The following is an 18,236-nucleotide window of genomic DNA, read 5'->3' on the forward strand; positions in this document are numbered from 1 at the left end:
GGTGCAGTTGCAAAAAGGCAAGTCGCAAAAAAAAATCAAGCGCCGAAGCGCTTGATCTTATCATTCCCGGGCCATACGAGCATGGCCCGGGCCAGGTACGTATTCAGCCATTAAGGCGATGCGCACCCTTATCGGCCTTACTCAGCGCTGGTGCCTTCTTCGCCTTCGTCTGCTTCTTCGTCATTACGTACTTTAACTTTCGTAATGCTGAGAATGGCGTGGTTGTGCTCCTCACCGTGAGACAGGTCAACGGAGGAAACGCCCTTCGGCAGTGTCAGGTCAGACAGGTGCAGGATCGTGCCCAGCTCAACCTCGGAAATATCAACTTCCAGGTAGTCAGGCAGGTCTTTCGGTAGGCAGCTGATGGCAACTTCGTTAGCCAGTACGTGCAGTTCGCCGCCCTGGTCTTTGATGCCCACACACTTTTCTTCGCTGATTACGTGAAGCGGTACGTTCATGGTGATTTCATGAGTAGCGTCAACACGCAGGAAGTCAGCGTGAGTCAGAAGCGGCTTGTAGGGGTGACGCTGAAGGTCACGTACCACTACTTGCTCTTCTTTACCATCGATAACCAGCTTGATTACTGAGGAGAAGAAGACTTCGTCTTCAATCGCTTTGTAGAAAGCAGTTTTTTCTACAGAGATTGATTGCGCGCCTTTTTCACCGCCGTAAACAACGGCCGGTACTTGTTGGTTCGCACGACGCAGGCGGCGGCTCGCACCTTTCCCCAGGTCGTTACGAACGCTGGCTTTCAGGATAAAATCAGACATGTAATTTGCCTCTTGGTTTAAGTAAGAAAACGCCGCTGTCCGCGACCAGACGACGACGTTTCCAAGGCCCCAGAAGGGGGCTATATCGTTAGGCGATCAATGGAACATCGCGCTAACAGATTCTTCGTTGCTAACCCGACGGATCGCTTCTGCAATCAAACCGGCAACGCTCAACTGACGAATTTTTCCACTGCGACGCGCATGGTCAGCAAGCGGAATAGTGTCGGCCACGACAACTTCGTCCAGTACAGAGTTGGTGATGTTGTCAACGGCAGGGCCGGACAAGATCGGATGTGTCGCATAGGCCACTACGCGTGCAGCGCCATGATCTTTCAGCGCTTCACCGGCTTTGCAAAGCGTACCAGCGGTGTCGATCATGTCGTCAACGACTACGCAAGTACGGCCTTCAATTTCACCGATGATGTGCATCACCTGAGCCTGATTGGCTTGGGGGCGACGCTTGTCGATAATCGCAAGGTCAGCATTCAGCTGTTTGGCGATAGCACGAGCACGAACGACACCGCCTACGTCGGGTGAAACCACGACCAAGTCAGCGTAGTTTTGGCGCTCGATATCATCCAGAAGAATCGGCGAACCGTAGACGTTGTCTACCGGGACATCGAAGAAACCCTGGATTTGGTCGGCGTGCAGGTCCATCGTCATTACGCGATCAACACCCGCTTTTACCATCATGTCCGCCACCACTTTAGCGGAAATAGGGACACGAGCAGAGCGTACGCGGCGATCCTGACGGGCATAGCCGAAATACGGCACGACCGCCGTAATCCGCGCCGCTGAGGCACGACGCAGAGCATCAACCATCAGGATCAGCTCCATCAGGTTGTCATTCGTCGGTGCACAGGTGGACTGGAGGATAAACACGTCCTTACCGCGCACGTTCTCATTGATCTCGACTGCGATTTCGCCGTCGCTAAATTGACCAACCGTGGCATTACCCATGCGGCTGTCCAAGCTCTCGGCAATCTTTTGAGCGAGTTCGGGATTGGCGTTCCCGGTGAAAACCATCAATTTTGACACGCGCAGCCACCTTTGCAGTGTTTGGAATCAGGGGAGAAAACGCAGATCATGTCAGGTTGGCTGGGGTACCAGGATTCGAACCTGGGAATGCCGATACCAAAAACCGGTGCCTTACCACTTGGCGATACCCCAGCAATAACCTAATGCGATGACCGGGCGCTTTCAGCAGCCCAGAGCATCTTGTAGGGGAGAGGTGTTCAGGCCGCATGCGACCCATGTCGGCCAGCGTTGACCTGCCAATTCAGCGACTGTACGTGCGGTTTGTTCAGACGCAAACGTCGCAAACAGACAAGCGCCAGTACCAGTCAGCCGAACAGGTGCATACTGCGCGAGCCAATCAAGCGCTTCCGCCACCAGCGGATAGCGTTTTTTTACGATGGCCTCGCAGTCGTTACGCCATTCAGACGCTCCCCCCTGCAGTGCGCGCGCCATAGTAATGGGGCGGCTGTCGCGTGTCAATTCCGGGTCCTGGAAGATTAGGGGGGTTGAGACGCTCACTTTCGGGTGAATAATCACAAACCAGGGCGTATCCAAGGTCACGGAGGTCAGCTTTTCACCAACCCCTTCAGCCCAGGCGCTGTGCCCATAAATAAAGACCGGTACATCGGCGCCAAGCTGTAAGCCCAGCTTGGCTAATGCCTCCATTGAAAGTCCTAATTGCCACAGCTTGTTTAACCCCAGTAATACGGTGGCAGCATTCGAGCTGCCCCCGCCCAGCCCGCCTCCCATGGGAAGCTTCTTCTCAATGGTTAGCGTAGCCCCCGGCATAGCTTTTGGTGACGTGCCTGCTGAGCGCTGAAGCAGGCGGGCTGCGCGAACCATCAAGTTGTCATCGTGAGCCACACCGTTTATCGGAGTGGCGAGCGTGATATCGCTGTCTTCGCGCAGGGTGAGTGTGAGCTGATCACTGATGTCAACGATTTGAAATAGGGTTTGCAATTCGTGGTAGCCGTCGTCGCGACGGCCCACAATGTGCAGCATGCGATTGAGCTTCGCAGGTGCGGGTAGTGTTAAAGAAGCAGGCATTAACGCTCTCACGTGACTTGAATTAGGCGCGACAACTCAACGGGCGCATACAGCGTTATTGAGAGCGCCACTGGTTAACGACCAGGGTGATGCGTACATCGTCATAGTTCATCACCAAGCGGCGAGGTAGCCACATACCTTCAACCTCTTCCCAGTCGCGGTAATCAATTTCCCAGCCATCCTGCTGCATGTGCTGCGGGAAGCCCAGCTCGTCGGTTTCCAACTGATAGCTTGCATGTTCACCGGGCAGGCCGCGCACCCAGTCAGGCATGGCGCTAACCGGAAGTGACCAGCCTAACTGCTCTTCCATCAGTGCTTCCGGTGTTTCTGCTTCAAAGCGGCCATCACCCGTGGTTAGCGAGAAGCGACCTTCACGACCTTCAAGTACGCTGCGGCCCCCACCAAACGGCCCGCTGATCAGCATGCGAAAGTAGTGGGGGTGTTGGCTCCAGTCCAGGTTGGCGCTCTGATTCTCTTGTGGTGTGCGAAGGCCTGCCTTGCCGATCAACGTCCAGGAATCAAAGGCTTCAACATCCGCTTGCTGGCGTTCCCATTGACCTGCTTGGCGGCCACCTTCTTCCATCGGGCCTTGCGTCGCGCACCCGGCAAGCAGCAGTAACACTATGCTGGCAAGCAAGAGGCGAGGGGCGCGAGCGGTGCTGGTAAAGCGCATAAAAGTGGGCAGTGTGTTCAACATAACAGGCTCCATGTCAATGTGTTGAAAGGGTAATGACAGCGTCTTAATGGCGTATCAAGCATAAAGAGACGCGCCAGCCCCGTTAGGGAGCGCCTGACGGGGTGAGTTCAGGATGACGTTCAAGTAACTCGTCAACCTGGGGGTGGTGCGTTGTGCTATCAAGCGCCCGTTGGATTAACATGCGAGCCTCATCGCTACGACCAAGGGCATGTAAGACTTCGGCCAAATGAGCGGCCACTTCCTGGTCGGGCATCTGGTTATAGGCACTTTCAAGCCAGACAAGCGCTTCTTCATTTTGGCCCAGCCGGAAATATACCCAGCCCATGCTATCAAGTATCGCTGGGTTGCTGGGGTCTTCTTCGTAGGCGCGCTCAATCAGCTCGCGGGCTTCTTCCATGTGTCCTGGCAGGTTAAGGTCTGCCAAGGTATAGCCCAGTGCATTTAAGGCATTTGCGTTGTTGGGTTCAACACGCAAAAGCTGACGTAAATCTTGCTCCATGCCTGGGAAGTTGCCACTCTGCCAGGAGCGCATGGCGCGTAAATAAAGCAGGTTAACGTCATCCGGTGTGCGCGCCAATTCGCGGTCAAGTAACGCTAATGCTTCATCGGGCGCGTTCAGTTCGTCCAGCAGTTGCACTTCAAGGGCGACCAGGTCGTCAAAGTAATTTTCATAGCGCATTCGCTCAATGCGTAAAAAAGCCCGCGCATCCATTACACGGTCATCATCAATCAACATGCGAGCGGCTGCCGCACGGGCGGGTAAAAACTCGTCTCCCTCGCCTACCTGGCGGTAGTAAAGCAGTGCGTTATCGGTATCGCCCTGGGACTGCGTAATAGCGCCCAGCAGGTAGTAGGCAAGATCGGGAACGTTGTCCTGACTTGTGAGAGGCTGCAGCAGGCGGTAAGCAGGCTCGCTGTAGCCTTCCTCAAGGTAGAGTTGCGTTAGGGCCAAGCGTAAGCGCTGGTTTCCGTCATGGCTTTCCAGTAGCGCATCCGTTTGTGCTTCTGCAGCGGCAATATTATTCAAACGAATTTCGGCTTGAGCCAGCAGCAGCGTAAACCGTACGTCATCGGGGGCAATGCTGGCGCCGTGTTGCGCGGCTCGCCTGGCTGTGTGTAGATCGCCAGCTTCGAGCGCCAGTTGTGCTTGGGCAAGCCAAAGCATCGCCGATTCTGGCGCTTGCTTTGCAACGTCGTCCAGATACGCTTGCGCTTGGCGGGTATTGCCAAGCACTGATTCAAGTAGCGCAGTGGCAAGTAAAGCATCGCTATGATACTCAAGCTGCTCTGCACTGGGCTGAGCCAAGTGGGCGCGCATTGATTGGGCCAGTAAGTTGAGCGGTGCGCTCCCTTCCGTGATAGCGATGTCGACGAAGGCCGCAAGCTCGCCATTGCCGCCTGCTTGAGTGATCGCTAGCCGCTGTTCAAGGCTGTCCAGCCAGTCACCGCGCTGCAAAGAGATCGCGGCCAGTAGCTGGTTGGGTGATTCTGCCGAGGGGGCCAGCTCACGCCAACGCAGTGCGGATGCCTCCATTAACGCTACATCGTCACCAAACCGAGCCGCAAAAGTGGCGCGTTCAGCCAGCGCCGGAGCGCTATAGCGTTGCGATGCCTCCAGGTAACCTTGGCTGGCAGAGCGGTAATCGCCACGTTGGCCCGCTAATTCCGCCGTAAGCAGCGTACGTAGACCATCGGCGTCCAGGCCTCGGGTAATAGGTGGGGCCGACTGCATGGGGTCAGAAGCTATCAGGTCTGGCAAGCCGCCTTTATAAGAGGGTGCTGACTGGCAGCCGCTCAGGAATACCACGGTGGCGGCCAAGGGAAGTAGGGATGAACCCAATTGTAGTGAGCGAAGGGGCATGCGTCTCTCATTTTAGTGGCCGAGCGTTCAGCATAGCGGCTTGGCTGGCTGCGGCAAAGTGATGTACGCCAGATGTTAGTCTGCTGTGATAGAATAGTCGGCCTTGAAAGGCTGGTAGATAAGCGCAATTGAGTAATGATCAGCCGTTGCCCAGACTTGCGCTAATTAAGCGTAAGACGTAAACCATTGAGACTTCAAGACCGATAGCAACGTGATGACCGAACCACTAGCGAAGACGCATACCGTATGACGCTTCTTGCCTTGGGAATCAATCACCGTACTGCCAGTGTGGCCGTACGCGAGCAGGTAGCCTTCACTCCGACGCAGTTAGAACACGCGCTGGAGCAACTGCGTGGTCTGTCACATATTAGCGAAGCAGCGGTGCTCTCCACCTGCAACCGCACTGAACTATATTGCGTAACGGACGCTGCTGGCGAGCAAGCCGTGCTTGAGTGGCTAGGGCGTTTTCATAACTTGAGTGTTGAGGAGCTGACCCGCTGCGCGTACCACTATTTAGACAACGACGCTGCGCGCCATTTAATGCGTGTGGCCGTTGGTCTGGATTCGATGGTCTTGGGGGAGCCGCAAATACTTGGGCAATTGAAAGATGCCTATCAACAGGCGCGCCAAATGCAGGGGTTAGGCGGCGAGCTTGAGCGTCTTTTTCAACATACCTTTGCAATTGCCAAGCAGGTACGTACTGAAACGGGGATTGGCAAAAATCCGGTTTCGGTGGCCTATGCTGCGGTGAGTATGGCTAGCCGAATTTTTGATGATTTTAGTCGTTCGCGGGCGTTGTTAATCGGTGCGGGTGAAACCATCGAGCTGGTCGCGCGTCATCTACATGAAGCCGGTGTACGTCAATTAACTGTGGCTAACCGCACACGTGAGCGTGCTGAGCTTGTCTCCTCGCGATTGGGCGGTAAGGCGATTACGCTGTCTGAAATTCCGGCCGCGCTGGAAGAAGCCGATATCGTTATCTCTTCCACCGCATCCCCCCTGCCGATTTTAGGTAAGGGGATGGTTGAAAGCGCACTTAAAAAGCGTCGCCACCGCCCGGTTTTTATGGTGGATATCGCCGTGCCGCGGGATATTGAATCTGAAGTAGGCGAGCTTGCCGATGTATTCCTTTATACGGTCGATGATCTGGAAGAGGTGATCGAAGAGAATCGTCGCTATCGCCAAGTAGCTGCTGATCAGGCCGAGTCACTGATTGAACACGGTGTCAGTAGTTGGCAGCATGAAAAACGTATTCGTAACGGTGGCGAGTTGATTCGCGATTACCGTCAGCACGCCGAAACCCTGCGCGATCAATCGCGCGATCAGGCGTTGGAGCGCTTGGCGCGCGGTGAAGACCCAACCAAAGTGATTGAACGGCTGGCTCACCAACTGGCTAATCGCTTAATGCACCAGCCCACGCAAGCAATACGCGATGCCGCCTCGCAAGAGCAGCATGACTTGCTGGAGGCCGCGCCACGCTTACTATTGCCTGTTAAACCCGCCTTTGAAAAGCCCGCGCCCACGGCTAACCGCCAGAAGGATAATACGCCCGCATGAAAGATACCTTGCGCCAACGCCTCGATAGCTTTACCGAACGTTTTGAAGAGCTGGCGATGCTGCTGTCTGACCCTGAGGTCATTAATAATCAGCAGCGTTTTCGCGACTATTCACGTGAGTACGCCGAGCTGGATGAGCTGGTAGCGGCTTGGCAGCGCTATCGCAGCGTTGAAAACGATATTGAGGCAGCCCAGCAGCTTAGCCGGGACGATGATCCTGATATGCGTGAGCTTGCCGAGATGGAAGTCAGTGAAGGGCGCGAGCAGCTAGACCTACTGGATACTGAGCTAAAGCGTTTGCTGGTGCCTAAAGACCCCGATGATGGCCGAGGCGTGTTTTTGGAAGTACGTGCCGGTACCGGTGGTGATGAAGCCGCGATTTTTGCAGGTGATCTATTTCGTATGTACTCACGCTATGCGGAAAAACGTGGCTGGCGCGTCGAAGTAGTGAGTACCAACCATGGCGAGCAGGGCGGCTATAAAGAGATTATTTCCCGCGTTAAGGGGGATAGCGTCTATGCGCGTTTGAAATTTGAGTCGGGTGCTCACCGGGTGCAACGCGTTCCTGCTACTGAATCTCAAGGGCGTATTCATACGTCGGCATGTACCGTGGCGGTGATGCCTGAAGTTGATGATGTTGGCGATATCGATATTAATTCATCGGATTTACGCGTCGATACCTACCGTTCAAGTGGAGCCGGTGGCCAGCACGTTAACACCACCGACTCAGCGATTCGTATTACCCACATACCGACAGGCGTAGTGGTTGAGTGCCAGGAAGAGCGTAGTCAGCATAAAAACCGGGCCAAGGCGATGTCGCTGCTTGCCGCGAAATTGAAGCGTAATGCGGTCGATAGCCAACGTCAGGAGCAGGCGGATGCCCGTCGCTCGCTGGTAGGCTCTGGTGATCGTAGCGAACGTATCCGTACCTACAACTTCCCTCAGGGGCGAATTACCGATCATCGTATCAACCTGACGCTTTATAAGCTCAATGAAGTGGTGAGCGGCGAGCAGTTGGATGAGGTCATTGAGCCCTTGATCCACGAGTATCAAGCCGAACAGCTATCGGCGCTTCAGGACACGTAATGACGTTTGATGCGCTTCTACAGGCCACGGCAGAGCGCTTAAAAGCCGCCGGCTCAGCCTCGCCGCGCCTGGATGCCGATGTCCTGCTTGCCCACGTAATTCAACGGGACCGCACATGGCTGTATACCTGGGGCGACCGTGCTTGTTCCGGGTGGGAGCATGCGCGCTTTGATGCACTGGTGGCGGCGCGTGTTCAGGGGCAGCCAGTGGCCTACCTGACCGGTGAGCGAGAGTTTTGGGGGTTGCGGTTGGTCACTTCAAAAGAGACGCTAATACCGCGGCCGGATACCGAAACGCTGGTAGAAACAGCGCTCAACCACGTTGCCTCTCCCGTCGGGCGCTTGCTGGATTTAGGTACGGGCACCGGAGCCATTGCACTGGCTTTTGCCAGTGAGCAGCCTGGTTGGCAGGTGGTTGGTGTCGACCTTCGCTCAGAAGCGGTTTCTTTGGCACAGCGAAACGCAGCCGCGTTAGGGATCGATAACGTAGCGTTCATGCAAAGCAATTGGTTTGCTGCCTTTGAGCAGGATGCGACACCCGTAGAGCGGTTTGATCTTATTGTGAGTAATCCGCCGTATATTGCCGCTGACGATCCGCATTTGCACCAAGGGGATGTGCGCTTTGAGCCGCTGAGTGCGCTGGTGGCAGGGGGCGATGGGCTGGCCGATTTGATACATTTAGTGGTCACGGCGCGGCGCTACTTAACAGCCTCAGGATGGCTGTTGCTAGAGCATGGCTATCGTCAGGCAGCCTCAGTGCGCGCAGCGCTGGTGGATGCGGGTTATCAAAACGTTGAAAGTGTTTGCGACCTCGGTGGGCATGAGCGTATTACCCTTGGGCGCTACTAGCTCGTCTGGCTTATCTGTAGTGGATCCTGCTATGAAACCTAAAAATAGAACGCTAGACCGTATCGACCTTAAAATTCTGCGCTGCCTGCAGGAAAATGCACGTATTTCCTATGTTGATTTGGCATCAGAGGTTGGTTTATCCACAACTCCTTGTTTGGAGCGTGTCAAGCGCCTGGAGCGCGCGGGCATTATTCGTGGCTACCAAGCGATTCTTGACCCCCAGGCGCTAAAAGCCAATTTACTGGTCTTTGTTGAAATTAGCCTGGAAACTCAATCGCCAGCCGTATTTGATGAATTTCGTCGAGCCGTTGAAAAGCTGCCGCAAATCCAGGAGTGCCATCTGGTCTCTGGTCAATTTGATTACATCTTGAAATGCCGCATTCCAGAAATGGCCGCCTACCGTCAGCTATTAGGAGACGTGGTGCTTACGCTCCCCGGCGTCAAAGAGTCTAAAAGTTACGTGGTGATGGAAGAGGTGAAAGAAAGCTTTAGCCTGCATGTACCCGACGTTGAGCACTTTGAGGACAAATAAGTCGATGATGGATGATCAGACACTGCTGCGCTACAGCCGCCACATTATGCTGCCTGAAGTGGATATTGAAGGGCAGGAGCGCTTGCGTAGTGCCCATGCTCTGATCATCGGTGCGGGAGGGTTGGGCTCGCCGGCGGCACTTTACCTGGCCGCTGCGGGTGTCGGGCAGATAACGATTGTAGATGCTGATCATGTCGAGTTATCTAACCTTCAGCGTCAAATTGCTCATCAGCAGGCAAGCATTGGGCAGAACAAGGCGGTTTCTGCCAAGGCCAGTATGCAGGCACTAAACCCGGATTGTCGTATTACAGCACTTGAAACACATGCGGAGGGTGGAGCCCTGGAGCAGCTCGTTGCTGCTGCCGATGTGGTGCTGGATTGTACGGATCGTTTTTCCAGCCGCTATGCCATCAATGCTGCCACGCAAAAGGTAGGTGTTCCGTTGGTGTCAGGTGCTGCCATTCGCTTTTCTGGTCAGCTTGCGGTGTTTAGCCCCCGTGACCCAAACTGCCCCTGCTATGCTTGCCTTTACCCGCCGGACGATATGGGTGATGAGGCACTTGGCTGCGCTGAAAGTGGTGTGATGGCGCCGTTGGTGGGGTTAATCGGATGTTTTCAAGCCGTTGAGGCGTTCAAATTGCTAAGCGGCGCCGGGCAAACCCACCAAGGGCTTGCAACCTTTGATGGCCTACGAGGCCAGTGGCGCCACTTCAACGTACCGCGTGATCCGGCTTGCACTGTGTGCAGTGTGATACCTAAACAGGACGATGTTTCGTAGAAGAGGCATTAGTTGGTTCATCTGCAAGCGTTGTCCTGCTCAGAATCCCTTTTTTTGATGAGTTGCTGCGACTATCTGGTTGCTGGGTTAAAGACAAAGAAATCCGGCCTCCAGGGGGAGAGAGCCGGATTTTCTTGGAGCCTTCGGTATCGGCAAGCCTTGGCCGAATAACATTACGTAGGGCAGCGGTTATGACGTCACGGTCTTATACGTCAAAGGGATAGGGGAGGCGGGTAGTGGAAAACCACTACCCGCTTTTTGGTGTTGGTGCTTGGCGATTAGTTACGGATCAGGTAATCAAACGCGCCAAGTGAGGCTTTTGCGCCTTCGCCCATGGCAATAATAATCTGCTTGTAAGGCACCGTGGTAACATCACCCGCGGCAAATACGCCGGGTAGCGAGGTCATGCCGTGAGAGTCGACGATGATCTCCCCACGCGGCGTCATTTCGATGGGCGAGCCTTTCAGCCACTCGGTATTTGGCACCAGGCCAATCTGGACAAAGATGCCTTCCAGCGCGATGTTTGTAGTCTCATCTGTGTTGCGGTCTTTGTAGGTCAGGCCATTAACGCGGCTGCCGTCACCGGTTACTTCGGTGGTTTGAGCATTTAAGATAATGTCCACGTTGGGCAGGCTCTTAAGTTTTTTCTGCAGTACTGCATCGGCACGCATTTCACCCATAAATTCGAAAAGGGTGACGTGAGCAACGATGCCCGCCAAGTCAATGGCAGCTTCAACGCCAGAGTTGCCGCCGCCAATAACCGCGACGCGCTTGCCTTTAAATAGCGGGCCGTCGCAGTGCGGGCAGTAAGCAACGCCTTTGTTGCGGTATTGCTGCTCGCCGGGGACATTCATTTCGCGCCAACGGGCTCCGGTCGCCAGAACCAGTGTTTTGCTCTTGAGTTTTGCACCTGACTCAAAGGTCACTTCGTGCAAGCCACCTTCGGCCTCAGCGGCTTTAAAGGCAGTTGCCGTTTGCAAGTTCATTACATCAACGTCGTAATCCTTGACGTGCTCTTCAAGCGCGCTAACAAGCTTGGGACCTTCTGTATGAGTGACCGAAATAAAGTTTTCGATACTCATGGTATCCGCTACCTGGCCACCAAAACGCTCAGCCGCAACACCGGTATTAATGCCTTTGCGGGCAGAATAAATGGCAGCCGCAGCACCCGCGGGGCCACCGCCGATCACCAGCGTATCGAATGCGGCTTTGGTGCTTAGCTTTTTGGCTTCGCGGTCGGCGGCGCCCGTGTCCACTTTGGCTAGAATTTGCTCAAGGGTCATGCGGCCCTGATCGAACGGCTTACCGTTTAGATAAATACTGGGCACTGACATAATTTCACGCTCTTCAACTTCGTCCTGGAAGAGCGCCCCATCAATCGCCACATGGCGGACGTTGGGGTTAAAGATCGCCATCAGGTTTAACGCCTGAACCACATCGGGGCAGTTCTGGCAGGACAGCGAGTAGTAGGTCTCAAAGAGCATGTCGCCTTCGAGCGCTTTAATCTGGTTAAGCACCTCGTCAGAGGTTTTCGGTGGGTGTCCGCCTACTTGCAGCAGTGCCAGAACCAGCGACGTAAACTCGTGGCCCATGGGAATGCCGGCAAATACTACACCCGTCTCTTCACCTGTGCGGTTGATCGCAAAAGAGGGTGTGCGGCTATCCTGACCATCCGTTTTCAGGGTGATCATGTCACTCAGCCCGTTGATATCTTCCAGCAGGCCGTGAAGTTCACGTGACTTGTCACCGTCATCAAGGGACGCAACGATCTCGAACGGTTGAGTCACTTTTTCCAAGTAAGCTTTCAACTGATTTTTTAAATTAGCGTCCAACATGACAGTGAATTCCTCGTAATCTGTAAAAGGTGTTCTCAACCCTTAGCCACATTTAGCCCGCGCTTGTGAAAATCACAGCGAAGATCGGTATAAAAGGGAGAACAAATAGCGCGATGTAAAGAGAACACCCGGGTGAAAAAAGCCCGGGTGTTAGGCTGCCATCTGGTTAAGCCGTTATCGTAAGCGGCGCTTCAAGAGCGGTTAAGATAACGAAGATGGCAGCACTCGCCGTTTAGATTTTGCCAACGAGGTCTAAAGAGGGCGCGAGTGTTTCTTCGCCTTCTTTCCATTTGGCCGGGCATACTTCGTTGGGGTTTTCACGAACATACTGGGCAGCTTTAACTTTGCGCAGTAGCTCTTCGGCATTACGACCGATGTTGCCCGCATTGATTTCAACGATCTGAACTTTACCGTCGGGATCGATAACAAACGTGCCGCGTTCTGCAAGGCCTGCTTCTTCAATCAGGACTTCAAAGTTACGCGAGATTTGCAGCGTGGGATCAGCCAGCATTGGGTACTGAAGCTTGCCGATCGTTTCGGAGCTATCGTGCCATGCTTTATGGGTGAAGTGGGTATCGGTTGAAACGCTGTAAATTTCAACGCCCAGCTTTTTGAAGGCTTCGTAGTTGTCGGCTAGGTCGCCAAGCTCTGTTGGGCAAACAAACGTAAAGTCAGCCGGATAGAAGAAGAATACAGACCATTTTCCCTTCAGGTCAGCTTCGGTGACATCAATAAATTCGCCATCTAGATAGGCGGTAGCTTTAAACGGTTTTACTTCAGTGTTGATCAAGGACATCCAGATTATCTCCGTGTCTTGTGAATAAAGGTGAAAATGTTGAGGACTATAGTAGGGGTATTTTCCTGATAGCTAAAATTGAAAAACACCATTTGGCGTATAGTCTTTTACTATTATGCAGCAGCCTATCTACGCTCCGCAGACCTTGAAGTGGGGGCAGGCCCACTATAATGCAAGAATCTTTCACATTGACTTGCGATAGAGACCGCTGCGACGCAAAATTCGCACGTTCAGTAGAAAAGCCTATGCTAACGGCGAGTGGCTGATGGCTGGCGTTAATCTAGATGGTACTGTTTTGAAGAGCTGTTTTTGAATAACCGCTGCTGAATAACTGTTTTTGGATAATGAGGAGCACGAAATGGGGAACATTCACAAACTTTCCGGGGCCGTTGCGGCCGTTTCTTTAGCCGCAGCGGCGACAGTCGCCCATGCCGATGAGGTACGGGTATATAACTGGTCAGATTATATAGCACCGGAAACGCTTGAAAAATTCACCGAGCGTACCGGCATTGATGTTACCTACGATGTTTATGATAGTAATGAGACGCTTGACGCTGCCTTGCTGGCAGGCCGTTCGGGGTATGACGTAGTGGTGCCTTCTACGCACTTCTTTACGCGTCAACGCCAAGCGGGCGTTTATCAAGCACTTGATAAAGAGCAGTTACCTAACCTGGAAAATCTCAATACCGAGTTGATGGAAAATTTAGACGCGATTGACCCTGATGGCGACTACTCAGTGCCTTACATGTGGGGCACTAACGGTATTGGCTACAATGTTGACCGCGTGAAAGAAATCCTGGGCGATGATGCGCCGGTCGATAGTTGGGCAATGCTATTTGACCCTGAAATTACCTCCGCGTTAAAAAAGGCGGGTTGCGGTATTTCAATGCTGGATACGGGGGAGGAAATGCTGCCCGCGGCCATGGCTTACCTGGGCCTGAACCCGCTAAGCGAAAACGCGGAAGACTTTGAAGCCGCCGGTGAAGTGATTAGCGCCGTGCGCGATGATATTACCTATTTCCACTCTTCACGCTACGTATCCGACTTGGCCAATGGCGATATTTGTGTGGCAGGCGGATATTCAGGCGATGTATTCCAGGCTGCTGAGCGTGCCGAGGAAGCAGGGCGTGATTTTGACATTGGCTATAGCATTCCTAAAGAAGGCGCCGCCTTGTGGTTTGATGTTATGGCGGTCCCGGCGGACGCACCCAATGCTGAAAACGCCCATGCCTTTATTAACTTTATCCTGGACCCGGAAATTGCCGCAGAAATTACCGATTACGTCAGCTACGCCAACCCCAATGCGGCGGCCGATGCTTACCTTCCGGAAGAAATTCTGAATGACCCGGCGATCTATCCCGAAGCCGAGGTTATGCAAAACCTGTATGTGGCGCTTGACATGCCACAGCCGGTACAACGTATCCGTACACGTGTGTGGAACCGTGTAAAGTCTGACCGTTAAGCTAACCTCATCCGACAGCGAGCCAGGCCTTTTGCCTGTCTCGCTGTTCATCTTTTAATGCCCGGTTTTCCGGGTCTTTTGATGGGAGTGGCGAATGGTCACTACGCCCCTGTCGGACGGAAATTCGGCGAGCGAACCCTCGGCAAACGAACCTTCAGTGAACGAGGCGGCAGCGTCTGGCTTGGCGATACAACGCCCACAAGGCAAGACACCGCGGTTTGCAGAAGACATCGTGCTAGAAGTTAAAGGCTTATGTAAGCGCTTTGACGAGGCCTTGGCGGTAGATAATGTAAATTTACAGGTGAAGCGTGGTGAGATTTTTGCGCTTTTAGGCGGGTCGGGTTCGGGGAAGTCGACGCTGTTGCGTATGCTTGCCGGGTTTGAAACTCCCACGGACGGGCATATTTTGCTGGGCGGTCAAGACATTACTGCGATCCCGCCCTACAAGCGCCCGATTAACATGATGTTTCAATCCTATGCGCTATTTCCACACATGACGGTGGCGCAAAATATTGCCTTTGGGCTAAAACAGGACAAGCTTGCCAAGGCGGAAGTAGATGCGCGCGTGGCGCAAATGCTGAAACTGGTGCATATGGAGCGCTTTGCCAAGCGCAAGCCGCATCAGCTTTCCGGTGGCCAGCGTCAACGGGTGGCGCTGGCGCGCTCCCTCGCCAAGCGACCAAAACTGTTGCTGCTTGATGAGCCCATGGGCGCGCTGGATAAAAAGCTGCGTACTGAAATGCAGTTGGAAGTGGTCGAGATCATTGAGCAGGTAGGCGTGACCTGCATTATGGTGACCCACGATCAGGAAGAGGCCATGACCATGGCGGATCGTGTCGCCATTATGGCCGATGGCTGGATTGAGCAGGTCGGCTCGCCGGTCGATGTATACGAAAGCCCAGCCAGCCGTATGGTGGCGGAATTTGTCGGTACGGTGAACCTGTTTGAAGGCGAGATTGTGGAAGATGCCGCTGACCACTGCCAAATCGTATCGCCTGAGCTTGAGCGCCCCATTTATATCGACCACGGCATCACAACTCAAGCGGTTGATCGGCGGGTATGGGCCGCGCTGCGTCCGGAAAAAATCTGGCTAACGCGTGAAAAACCCTCGTCTGACTACAATTGGGCAGAGGGTAAAGTCCACGATATCGCCTACCTGGGTGGTTTTTCGCTTTACTACGTACGCACCGCCTCGGGTCAGTTGATTAAGGTCAGCATGGCGAATACCGAACGGCGAGGTGACCGGCCAACCTGGGAAGACAGTGTGTATGTCTACTGGGAAGACCACAGTGCCATCGTGTTGAACCGCTAATGGCCCTTTCTGGCTACTTGGGAGATTGCTTGCGATGATGCCATCTCAACTCACTGCCCTGTTCAAACGCTTACAGTTAGGGCGTCGGGCGGTGATTGCCTTGCCGCTTGTATGGCTACTGCTGTTTTTTTTGCTGCCCTTTGCCCTAGTACTGAAGATCAGTTTGTCGGAAGGTGTTGTGGCGATCCCTCCTTATGGGCCGCTGCTTGAGTATACCAACCAGACCCTGCATATCTTTCTAAACGTGGGCAACTATCTGTTTTTGCTCTCCGATTCGCTGTATGCAGCTGCCTATTGGGGGTCTGTAAAAACGGCGTTTATCTCAACCGTGGCCTGTTTGTTGATCGGCTACCCGATGGCATACGCCATGGCTCGTGCCCCAGCACGCTGGCAGCTTCTGTTGTTGTTGCTGGTAATGTTGCCCTCCTGGACCTCGTTTTTGATTCGCGTGTATGCCTGGATGGGGATTTTAAGTAACAGCGGTCTTATCAATAATCTACTGATAGGGCTGGGTCTGATCGATACGCCTTTACGAATGATGAACACGCAGTTTGCCGTGGTGATAGGTATTGTCTATGCCTATCTTCCCTTTATGGTGCTGCCGCTTTATGCCCATCTAGCCCGGCTGGATAATTCACTACTGGAGGCCGCTTCGGACCTTGGGTCACGTAAACTCAATACTTTTATCAAGGTAACGCTGCCCCTTTCGATGGGGGGAATTATTGCGGGGTCAATGCTGGTATTTATCCCGGCCGTGGGCGAGTTTGTTATTCCCGAGCTATTGGGCGGCCCGGATACGCTGATGATTGGTAAGGTACTTTGGGAGGAGTTTTTCCTTAATCGCGATTGGCCTGTTGCCTCGGCGCTGGCAATGGTGATGTTACTGCTGCTGCTAATACCGATTGTTTGGTTTCACCGTTACCAGTCTCGGGGGCTTGAAGAATGAGCGTAGTACGACGGCGGCCGCATTTTTCAACCGTGATGCTGATACTCGGCCTGGTGTTTCTTTATCTGCCGATGGCGGTGTTGGTGGTGTACTCCTTCAACTCTTCCAGGCTCGTTACCGTGTGGGCGGGTTTTTCAACCCAGTGGTACGGGGCGCTGTTCCAGGACCAACAAATTCTTTCGGCAGTATGGACGAGTCTAAAAATCGCGTTTTTTGCCGCGAGCATGGCGGTATGTTTGGGAACGGTCGCGGCGTTTGTAATGACGCGCTTTGGTCACTTCCGTGGAAAAACGGCACTTTCCAGCATGGTAACGGCACCCCTTGTCATGCCCGAGGTCATTACCGGGCTGTCGCTGCTACTGTTATTTGTTCAAATGGCACAGCTGACAGGCTGGCCCGCCGACCGCGGTGTAGGCACTATCTGGATTGCGCATACCACCTTTTGCAGCGCTTACGTTGCCATTGTAGTGGCGGCACGGCTGCGCGAGTTGGATAGCTCGATAGAAGAGGCGGCAATGGATTTAGGTTCACCACCGCTTAAAACGTTCTTTTTTATCACGCTACCCATTATTGCCCCTGCGCTGGCGGCGGGCTGGCTGCTCGCCTTCACTCTGTCGTTGGATGACCTGGTCATCGCAAGCTTCGTGTCAGGCCCTGGCGCCAATACGTTACCCATGGTGGTGTTTTCATCTGTTCGCATGGGCGTATCGCCTAAAATTAACGCGCTGGCGACGCTGATTATTTTGACGGTATCGCTGGTGACGTTTTGGGCGTGGTACCTGATGCGTCGTAGCGAAGCCAAGCGGCAAATAAATTAGCAACAAGGAGGCGCTTGGCTAGAAAACGTCATCGTCTCGGCCGGTTAACACGGCTTCAAGTTCGCCGGTCATGGGCGAGATGATGATTTCAAGCTGAATAGGCGCACAGCATTGATGGCAATCTTCCCACGTGGCGTGGCTGCCTTGAGATGTATCGATGACAAACGTCAGAGGCGCATCGCAATAGGGGCAGTTAAAATCGTGGTTTACCAGGGCATCATCGTGCATAAGCAGCTACCTTTAAAAGTTTGGAGCTTGGCGGCAGTGTAGCAGTCTGCGCGAAGCCGGGCATGGCGGTGATGAATCAGGTAGGATATACGCGGTTTTCCACGGACTGTTTTTCAACGTGCTAAAGAGAGAAACGATGATGTTACGAAACATGGTAGTAGCGGCCACTTTGGCCTTCCCGATGGTCGCCTTGGCGGAAACACCGAATGTTACCCCAGGCGAGTGGGAGTTCGTCAGCGTGACCAGCATCAGTGGCGACATGGATATTCCGGATCAAACGGAAACCGAGCGTCAATGTATTACTCAGGATGACCTTGAAGGCGCCGAGTTTGGGTTTATTGAAGAAGAAGATGGCTGCGAGCTTCTCAACCAGGAAATGAGTGCTGATGGTCTCTCTTACAGCATGGTATGTCGCGCAGAGGGTGGTGAAGCCAATATCGATGGCGATATGAGCTTTATGGGCGAGCAAATCAGCGGCAGCGTTGATATTCTCACTCAGTCGCCAATGGGCGAGCTGACCATGAATACCGCTATTGAAGGTCAGCGTGTAGGTGAGTGTGAATAATCACTTGCGTTGATGCCTGAAAAGGGCGCCTCTTTTTGAAGAGGCGCCCTTTTTTTGACCGATAGCCTTTCTTTACCTCTAG

The 18,236-nt window shown here is 53.7% G+C and carries 18 protein-coding genes and 1 tRNA gene; 10 read left to right on the top strand and 9 right to left on the bottom strand.

Features of this window, described 5'->3' with window-relative positions:
* Positions 1-137: 137 nt before the first annotated feature.
* The 6 genes from ACT3TC_RS05950 to ACT3TC_RS05975 all read right to left on the bottom strand — a co-directional run bounded on the left by ACT3TC_RS05950 (position 138) and on the right by ACT3TC_RS05975 (position 5,392).
* The gene (locus tag ACT3TC_RS05950; protein WP_172117128.1) at positions 138-770 is read right to left on the bottom strand and encodes a 50S ribosomal protein L25/general stress protein Ctc; all 633 of its coding nucleotides are present in this window, start codon (positions 768-770) and stop codon (positions 138-140) included.
* A gap of 96 nt (positions 771-866) precedes the next feature.
* Positions 867-1,808, bottom strand: coding sequence for a ribose-phosphate pyrophosphokinase (locus tag ACT3TC_RS05955; RefSeq protein ID WP_172117127.1), 942 nt, complete (start codon positions 1,806-1,808; stop codon positions 867-869).
* Positions 1,809-1,865: 57 nt separating this feature from the next.
* Positions 1,866-1,940: transfer RNA gene (locus ACT3TC_RS05960), tRNA-Gln, on the bottom strand.
* 30 nt (positions 1,941-1,970) lie between these two features.
* Positions 1,971-2,834, bottom strand: coding sequence for a 4-(cytidine 5'-diphospho)-2-C-methyl-D-erythritol kinase (gene ispE / locus ACT3TC_RS05965; RefSeq protein ID WP_444639470.1), 864 nt, complete (start codon positions 2,832-2,834; stop codon positions 1,971-1,973).
* Between the two features lie 55 nt (positions 2,835-2,889).
* Complete coding sequence (lolB, locus tag ACT3TC_RS05970; protein WP_444639471.1) at positions 2,890-3,531, bottom strand: lipoprotein insertase outer membrane protein LolB; 642 nt, start codon at positions 3,529-3,531, stop codon at positions 2,890-2,892.
* Between the two features lie 82 nt (positions 3,532-3,613).
* A complete protein-coding gene (locus tag ACT3TC_RS05975) occupies positions 3,614-5,392 on the bottom strand; it encodes a tetratricopeptide repeat protein (RefSeq protein ID WP_444639472.1) in 1,779 nt (592 codons plus the stop codon).
* 246 nt (positions 5,393-5,638) lie between these two features.
* Between ACT3TC_RS05975 and hemA the strand changes: the two genes are divergently transcribed.
* The 5 genes from hemA to ACT3TC_RS06000 are packed head-to-tail and all read left to right on the top strand — an operon-like array spanning position 5,639 to position 10,192.
* Entirely contained in the window at positions 5,639-6,949 is a 1,311-nt protein-coding gene (gene hemA / locus ACT3TC_RS05980; protein WP_172117123.1) for a glutamyl-tRNA reductase, read from the top strand.
* Positions 6,946-8,034 carry a peptide chain release factor 1 gene (gene prfA, locus ACT3TC_RS05985; RefSeq protein WP_172117122.1) on the top strand — a complete coding sequence of 363 codons (1,089 nt, stop codon included), beginning with the start codon at positions 6,946-6,948 and terminating at the stop codon, positions 8,032-8,034. The genes hemA and prfA overlap by 4 nt, the downstream gene beginning before the upstream one ends.
* Positions 8,034-8,882, top strand: a complete 849-nt coding sequence (gene prmC, locus ACT3TC_RS05990) for a peptide chain release factor N(5)-glutamine methyltransferase (protein WP_444639473.1) — start codon at positions 8,034-8,036, stop codon at positions 8,880-8,882. Before prfA ends, prmC begins: the two co-directional genes overlap by 1 nt.
* Before the next feature lie 31 nt (positions 8,883-8,913).
* The gene (locus ACT3TC_RS05995; RefSeq protein ID WP_087106768.1) at positions 8,914-9,414 is read left to right on the top strand and encodes an Lrp/AsnC ligand binding domain-containing protein; all 501 of its coding nucleotides are present in this window, start codon (positions 8,914-8,916) and stop codon (positions 9,412-9,414) included.
* Positions 9,415-9,418: 4 nt separating this feature from the next.
* Positions 9,419-10,192: a HesA/MoeB/ThiF family protein gene (locus ACT3TC_RS06000; RefSeq protein WP_444639474.1), complete on the top strand. Its 774-nt coding sequence runs from the start codon at positions 9,419-9,421 to the stop codon at positions 10,190-10,192.
* A 278-nt stretch (positions 10,193-10,470) separates the two neighbouring features.
* On the opposite strand, the gene ahpF is transcribed toward ACT3TC_RS06000, so the two are convergent.
* Both ahpF and ahpC read right to left on the bottom strand, forming a co-directional pair.
* Entirely contained in the window at positions 10,471-12,027 is a 1,557-nt protein-coding gene (gene ahpF, locus ACT3TC_RS06005; protein ID WP_444639475.1) for an alkyl hydroperoxide reductase subunit F, read from the bottom strand.
* Positions 12,028-12,259: 232 nt separating this feature from the next.
* Entirely contained in the window at positions 12,260-12,823 is a 564-nt protein-coding gene (gene ahpC / locus ACT3TC_RS06010) for an alkyl hydroperoxide reductase subunit C (RefSeq protein ID WP_444639476.1), read from the bottom strand.
* Between the two features lie 358 nt (positions 12,824-13,181).
* Between ahpC and ACT3TC_RS06015 the strand changes: the two genes are divergently transcribed.
* The 4 genes from ACT3TC_RS06015 to ACT3TC_RS06030 all read left to right on the top strand — a co-directional run bounded on the left by ACT3TC_RS06015 (position 13,182) and on the right by ACT3TC_RS06030 (position 17,361).
* Complete coding sequence (locus tag ACT3TC_RS06015; protein WP_444639477.1) at positions 13,182-14,285, top strand: polyamine ABC transporter substrate-binding protein; 1,104 nt, start codon at positions 13,182-13,184, stop codon at positions 14,283-14,285.
* Positions 14,286-14,379: 94 nt separating this feature from the next.
* A complete protein-coding gene (potA, locus tag ACT3TC_RS06020) occupies positions 14,380-15,597 on the top strand; it encodes a polyamine ABC transporter ATP-binding protein (protein WP_444639478.1) in 1,218 nt (405 codons plus the stop codon).
* A 34-nt stretch (positions 15,598-15,631) separates the two neighbouring features.
* Complete coding sequence (locus ACT3TC_RS06025; protein ID WP_444639479.1) at positions 15,632-16,543, top strand: ABC transporter permease subunit; 912 nt, start codon at positions 15,632-15,634, stop codon at positions 16,541-16,543.
* Positions 16,540-17,361 (top strand): ABC transporter permease subunit, encoded by an 822-nt coding sequence (locus ACT3TC_RS06030; protein ID WP_444639480.1) that lies wholly within the window; start codon positions 16,540-16,542, stop codon positions 17,359-17,361. Before ACT3TC_RS06025 ends, ACT3TC_RS06030 begins: the two co-directional genes overlap by 4 nt.
* Positions 17,362-17,379: 18 nt before the next feature.
* On the opposite strand, the gene ACT3TC_RS06035 is transcribed toward ACT3TC_RS06030, so the two are convergent.
* Positions 17,380-17,589, bottom strand: a complete 210-nt coding sequence (locus ACT3TC_RS06035; RefSeq protein ID WP_087106752.1) for a CPXCG motif-containing cysteine-rich protein — start codon at positions 17,587-17,589, stop codon at positions 17,380-17,382.
* A 136-nt stretch (positions 17,590-17,725) separates the two neighbouring features.
* On the opposite strand from ACT3TC_RS06035, the gene ACT3TC_RS06040 reads away from it, so the two are divergent.
* Positions 17,726-18,154 (top strand): DUF3617 domain-containing protein, encoded by a 429-nt coding sequence (locus tag ACT3TC_RS06040; RefSeq protein WP_172117113.1) that lies wholly within the window; start codon positions 17,726-17,728, stop codon positions 18,152-18,154.
* Positions 18,155-18,236: the final 82 nt, after the last annotated feature.

Source organism: Halomonas sp. AOP27-A1-41 (assembly GCF_052378605.1).
Taxonomy (GTDB): domain Bacteria; phylum Pseudomonadota; class Gammaproteobacteria; order Pseudomonadales; family Halomonadaceae; genus Vreelandella; species Vreelandella citrativorans.